Origin of the sequence: Streptomyces sp. NPDC004126 (genome assembly GCF_050275515.1) — a bacterium.
Classification (GTDB): domain Bacteria; phylum Actinomycetota; class Actinomycetes; order Streptomycetales; family Streptomycetaceae; genus Streptomyces.
Window position 1 is genome coordinate 1 of sequence record NZ_JBNNPF010000120.1, and the last position, 4,596, is coordinate 4,596.

A 4,596-nucleotide genomic window follows, 5' to 3' on the forward strand; every position below is an offset into this window, starting at 1 on the left:
AGCCGACGTGCTCTTCGCGATGCTCCGCGACGGCACCTTCTACGAACCCCAACCCGCCCCATCAGCTTGACCAAACCCATAGGGGCACCCCCCCGCAGGCCGTCCACTCCTTCCTCCTCGCGTAGTTCCTCGTCGAGGTAGTGGTCGGCGACGGTCCGCCGCAGCGCTACCCGGGCGCCCTCGCGATACAGGAGCGACTCGACGCGCATCCGCCGTGCCAGTTCCAGCCGCACCTCCCACGGCACGTCGTCCAGCAGAGCTATGGCCGCGCCGGCCACGTCGGTCAGGAAGGTGCGTCGCATCAAAGGGTCCTCCAGGACGGCTGACGGCACGTCGAGCACGCCCGACAGGGCCGCGAAGGAGAAGCCCCCGGGGACGACCTTCCCGCGTTCCCACCGGGCGATGTACTCCCGCGTCAGCGTGGTCCCGTGAACGGTGTTGATCTCGTCGGCCAGACGGCCCTGCGACCAACCCTGTGCGGTACGCAGCTCGCGGATCAACTCCCCGATGTCCACGACCCCCATCTTGCCCCTACCCATGCCCCTGCCCGCCGCCTTTCCCGAGGCCGAAGGTATGGGCACAGCCACCACCTGAAGGGGCACCCCCATGGCACAGACCGCCGACCAGACCCGCGCCCGCGCCGAAGCACTCAGGCTCTTCTACCCGCACCTGATCACGCCCGCCCCGAAATGCGCCCGGTGCCGGGACTACGCCCGCACCCGCGACACCGCCACCGGCCCGCTGCGCGGCACAGTCGTCACCGACATGCAGCTGCTGATGAAGCGCCTTCCGCCCACCGAACTGCGCGTCGGGGACCACGTGCTCGCCGCCGACTCCGTCCTCTGCCGCACCGGAACGGGCCGACCCCGGGACGGTGCTGTACGGGTGTGACCACCTCGCCCGCGTCGTGCTGGACGGTCCGGTCGGCGGGCTCGGGGTCGTGGAGGAGTTGCCGGTGGGCACTTGGTGCGTGCCCACGGTCGGCGGCGTGACGGGGTTGGTCCCGGGCGGCGAAGCCGCCTGGCACTGTGGCTGTCATGAGTGTTGAAGCACGTGTTGAGGAGTCGACCGATGAGGGGGTGCGCTCGCGTTGCTACGGCAGGCGGACATGTAGCGCTCCGTGAGCAAGAGCGAACAGCGCGGGTGGAGCCCTGACAGCACCGTGACCGGCTGGGATACGACGCTCGAACCGCCTGCGGCCCTGGCGGTGTCGAAGGTCCTGCCCCTGCTGCCCTGGGGGCAGGAGGAGCGCTGGGCGCCGGACTTCGCAGTGATCCATCCCGGCAGTCCCAAGATTCTTGCCCTGGTCGTCGAGGCCGGTGCGTGCTGGGAGAAGGCCCTCCGACACTCGCGCACGAGCCTGGAGGAAGACGGGAACACCGGCGGGCCAGCCGTGTTGAGGATCCTGGACCGTACGCATGATGACCCTCCGCCCGCGGGTGCGCAGGGACTGCTTCTCGGAGTCGGACCGGGGTTCTGCGCCGCTGCCGCCCGTGCGCACGGGACCGGCTCCGCCTGAAGTATCGCGTGGGACCGTGCTGTCGGTGGTTACTGCCAGGATGGCATCCATGACGATCAAGGAAGTGGCACCCCACGCAGTCGCGCAGCAGCGGATCGAACATGCGCTGGAGGGCATATGGAGTCGGGCCCACAGCCGGGGGCACGACATGCGCTATGGCGACATGCCACTGCGGCGCGGGCTCAAGGAGCTCGGCGAGGAGCTCGCCGACCACATCGCCGCGCGCACCGCGGCTGACCCCGACGCCCTCGAAGGTACGCCCGATTCGCGCACCGTCCTGATCACGGCTGCGGAGTGCTTCTTGGGCGTGCTGAGCCTCGGCTGCTTCCCCGACGGTGATTTCGAGGTCCCCCTCCCGCTCGCGGGGGAGACGCTCAGCAGCGAGGAGCTTCACTACGAGGAGCGGTGGGAGCCGATCCACCCGGCGACCACGGCGCGGAGCTGGACCGACGCGTTCGCGTGGTCAGTGATCAGCGGACTGATATGGGAGCGGGACCGGGTGATTGGCCCCCTGCTGCGCGAGGACTATGCGCCTGCCATCCGTGCTGGCGTTCCGTACTCGGAGCGGGAGTCGGTGTCCGACCCGGCCGACCTCGCCGAGATGGACGCGCTCTGCGGCTACCTGACAGTCGTGAAGGGGCGCTACCCCGGCGCACTCCCCGGCCCAGTGCCGTTGGCCAAGCCGGACGCCGCCGAGCGTGCGCGTACGGCCGAGCAGCTCGATACGGCCGAGATGCTGACACCGGACCAGCGGCTGCTGCGCGTCCTGCTCGACGACGACCAGTCCGCATTCGAGCAGGCCCTTGATGAACGGCTCGTCGCGCACCGCGAGAGCGTTGGCGCCGACCCGGCCGCCAGGAGCCTGCTGCCGGTGGGGGCCGTCACGCTCGCGGCCCTCGCTCGTCTCGCGCACGGCTGGCAGCTGGGTATCCGGTCCGCCTACCTGCCCGGAGCTTGGTGAGTGCCACACAGGGCCGATGAAGGCGTGCGTCCGTGTGACTACTGCGGTTACCCGGTCTTGATCGACTCGGCCGACGAGTACGACTGCCCGGCGTGTGGCGAGCGTGACGAGGACCAGGCTGCTGGCTGCTGCGCACGGTTCGCGCGGTGACGTGCCGCCGCTGCCCGCAGGCCCGAACCTCCCCCGAGAGCACCTCGACGGGGTCTCGGCCGAGCTGAACAGCTGGCCCCGCGAGACGCTCGCCCAGGCGGTGGGGCGGGGTTTTGCGGTACGGCGCGACGTGCGCGGTGATCCACAGCCGGAGCGCCCTCCACCGATGTCGGCCCGGTCAGGCTGCGCGGCGTCGGCGGTGCCGGGCCTGAGGGTCACAGCCGAGTACGCCGCACAGCAGCCCCTCCTGGACCCGCGACAGCTGCGCCACGGGCGCGAGGGCGTGGCGGCCGGCGTCGTGCCGGGCCGCGTCCACGCTCGGGTGCACGATGTGCCCCTGCTGGCGGCAGGTGCCGCAGACCCGCACGATGCCCACCGGCAGGGCCATCTGCCGGCGCGGCTCCTCCACGGTCGTGGTGCTGGTGTTCTCCTCGCTGGTCGTCATGCCCGGTCCAACGAGGGTGCGCGGGGAGACGGGACGCCGTCCGGCCTCATCCGCCGGGCCCCCTTCGGCGGAGGGGGCCACTCTGGGCGCGATGGGCAGTGCGGACCGGCGAAGGAGGCTTCGGGGATGGTGCTGCGGCCGCCGGTGGAGCCGATGCCGGCGCCGGCCGCGGAGTCGGTTCCGGGCCCGGCCGTGGTGCGGGCGGGGTGCTGCTCCAGGCCCGGCGCGGGTTCCTGGTGCAGGGCGATCGTGGGCTGCAAGCCGCCTCCCGATCAGCGGGTCGGGCTTCGCTGGTTGGACGGCGCCCTGCGGCCACGGGCGATTTCGCGCGCGGTGTGCGTGAGCCGGAGCACGAGGGGGCGCATCGCCTGAGGGTATGAGCTCTGTACGCGCCCGCATTCCTACAGCCAAAATGCGCCTGCCGACGGCTTTTTTGGCCGGAACCCCATGTACCTCGCCGTCTAGTCACCGGAAAGCAGGTTGACTGCCGTGCTGCTGCGTTTACCCACGTCCGTGTCCGAAGCACAGGAGTGCATGGCCGGGGGAGCGGTGCCGATAGGCGGCGCCACCTTGGTATGGGCCACCTGGCAGCGGGACGGTTTCCCTCTCCGGGCCATGTCCCTGCGCGACCTCCCGGAGGCCAACGGGATCGGGCCCGAAACCCTGGGCTCGGCCGTGCTGCTGAGCCGGGTGGACGACCGGGTGCCCGAGGTGCTGCGAAAGGCCGCTGCCGGCGTGGGAACCGGAGCCGTACGCCGCACGGCCACGGTCGGCGGCAATCTCGTCGGCAGCACTCTGCGCTGCCTGCTGCCTGCGGCACTCGTCCTGGATGCCCACGCCGTGATCCTCGAACCGGAGGGCGTCCACCTCACCGACCTCGCGGAAGTCCTGGCCAAACGCCATCTGCTGCTGAGCCTGGTCTGGCGCGCCCCGATCGCCAGCCGCTACCACAAGGCGGCGGGCGAGGCGGGCGGGCCACCGCCCCTCGTCGTGGCAGGTGCCCTGCACCGCGAGGAAGACGGAGGCAAGCTGCTGCGCGTGGCCGTCCGTGAGGACGGCGAGTTCCTCGATGAGGACGTCCGCTGCCACACCACGGCTGAAGAGGATCTCCGCGCTCTGCGGAGCGGCGGCTTGGGCCGACTTTCGGATGAGGCCTGGGAAGCAGTCTGCCGACAGGTCACGGACCTGCTGGCGCCTCCCGCCGGACACTGCGCGGCCGACGCCGGCGACACCGGAGCGGAGAGTCCTGGCCGGTGCTGGCTGGGCTGACGTCCGCACGCCGACGTCGCCGACTTCGTCGCGCGGTACAACGCGCGCAACAACTTCGGCATGGCCCCCCGACCCCGTGACGGGCGAAGCCGCCGGCCCCGGGCTGCGCCCGGTCGGCTGACGTCCGGCCGAGGTGCCGTCAGCCCCTGGCCGGGCGGGCCGGGGCGCCGGGCGGACCCTGAGAGACCCCCTGCGCGGGCCGCCACCACATGGTTGCCCTGCGAGGTCTGCAAGGGCAGCGGGCGCGCCAAG

General features: G+C 71.5%; 6 protein-coding genes. 4 read left to right on the forward strand and 2 right to left on the reverse strand.

All coding sequences use genetic code 11. The features are described 5' to 3' along the window. The coding region (locus ACQKM2_RS40635) for a helix-turn-helix domain-containing protein (RefSeq protein ID WP_427719193.1) at positions 1–515 on the reverse strand (515 nt) is incomplete at its 3' end. Between the two features lie 91 nt (positions 516–606). Here ACQKM2_RS40635 and ACQKM2_RS40640 point away from each other — a divergent pair. The 3 genes from ACQKM2_RS40640 (at position 607) to ACQKM2_RS40650 (ending at position 2,480) form a co-directional block, all read left to right on the forward strand. Continuing rightward, a complete protein-coding gene (locus tag ACQKM2_RS40640) occupies positions 607–891 on the forward strand; it encodes a hypothetical protein (RefSeq protein ID WP_427719195.1) in 285 nt (94 codons plus the stop codon). 229 nt (positions 892–1,120) lie between these two features. Then, entirely contained in the window at positions 1,121–1,519 is a 399-nt protein-coding gene (locus ACQKM2_RS40645) for a hypothetical protein (RefSeq protein ID WP_427719198.1), read from the forward strand. A gap of 49 nt (positions 1,520–1,568) precedes the next feature. Beyond that, positions 1,569–2,480 carry an immunity 49 family protein gene (locus tag ACQKM2_RS40650; protein ID WP_427719200.1) on the forward strand — a complete coding sequence of 304 codons (912 nt, stop codon included), beginning with the start codon at positions 1,569–1,571 and terminating at the stop codon, positions 2,478–2,480. Positions 2,481–2,808: 328 nt separating this feature from the next. Here ACQKM2_RS40650 and ACQKM2_RS40655 read toward each other — a convergent pair whose 3' ends face one another. Beyond that, positions 2,809–3,075 (reverse strand): hypothetical protein, encoded by a 267-nt coding sequence (locus tag ACQKM2_RS40655; protein WP_427719202.1) that lies wholly within the window; start codon positions 3,073–3,075, stop codon positions 2,809–2,811. Between the two features lie 489 nt (positions 3,076–3,564). On the opposite strand from ACQKM2_RS40655, the gene ACQKM2_RS40660 reads away from it, so the two are divergent. Further along, positions 3,565–4,344 carry an FAD binding domain-containing protein gene (locus ACQKM2_RS40660; RefSeq protein WP_427719205.1) on the forward strand — a complete coding sequence of 260 codons (780 nt, stop codon included), beginning with the start codon at positions 3,565–3,567 and terminating at the stop codon, positions 4,342–4,344. Positions 4,345–4,596 lie beyond the last annotated feature (252 nt).

Excerpts from the sequence above, each read along its gene's own strand:
- ACQKM2_RS40640 (WP_427719195.1), top strand. The coding sequence starts at position 607 with ATGGCACAGACCGCCGACCAGACCCGCGCCCGCGCCGAAGCACTCAGG.
- ACQKM2_RS40650 (WP_427719200.1), top strand. The coding sequence starts at position 1,569 with ATGACGATCAAGGAAGTGGCACCCCACGCAGTCGCGCAGCAGCGGATC.
- ACQKM2_RS40655 (WP_427719202.1), bottom strand. The coding sequence starts at position 3,075 with ATGACGACCAGCGAGGAGAACACCAGCACCACGACCGTGGAGGAGCCG.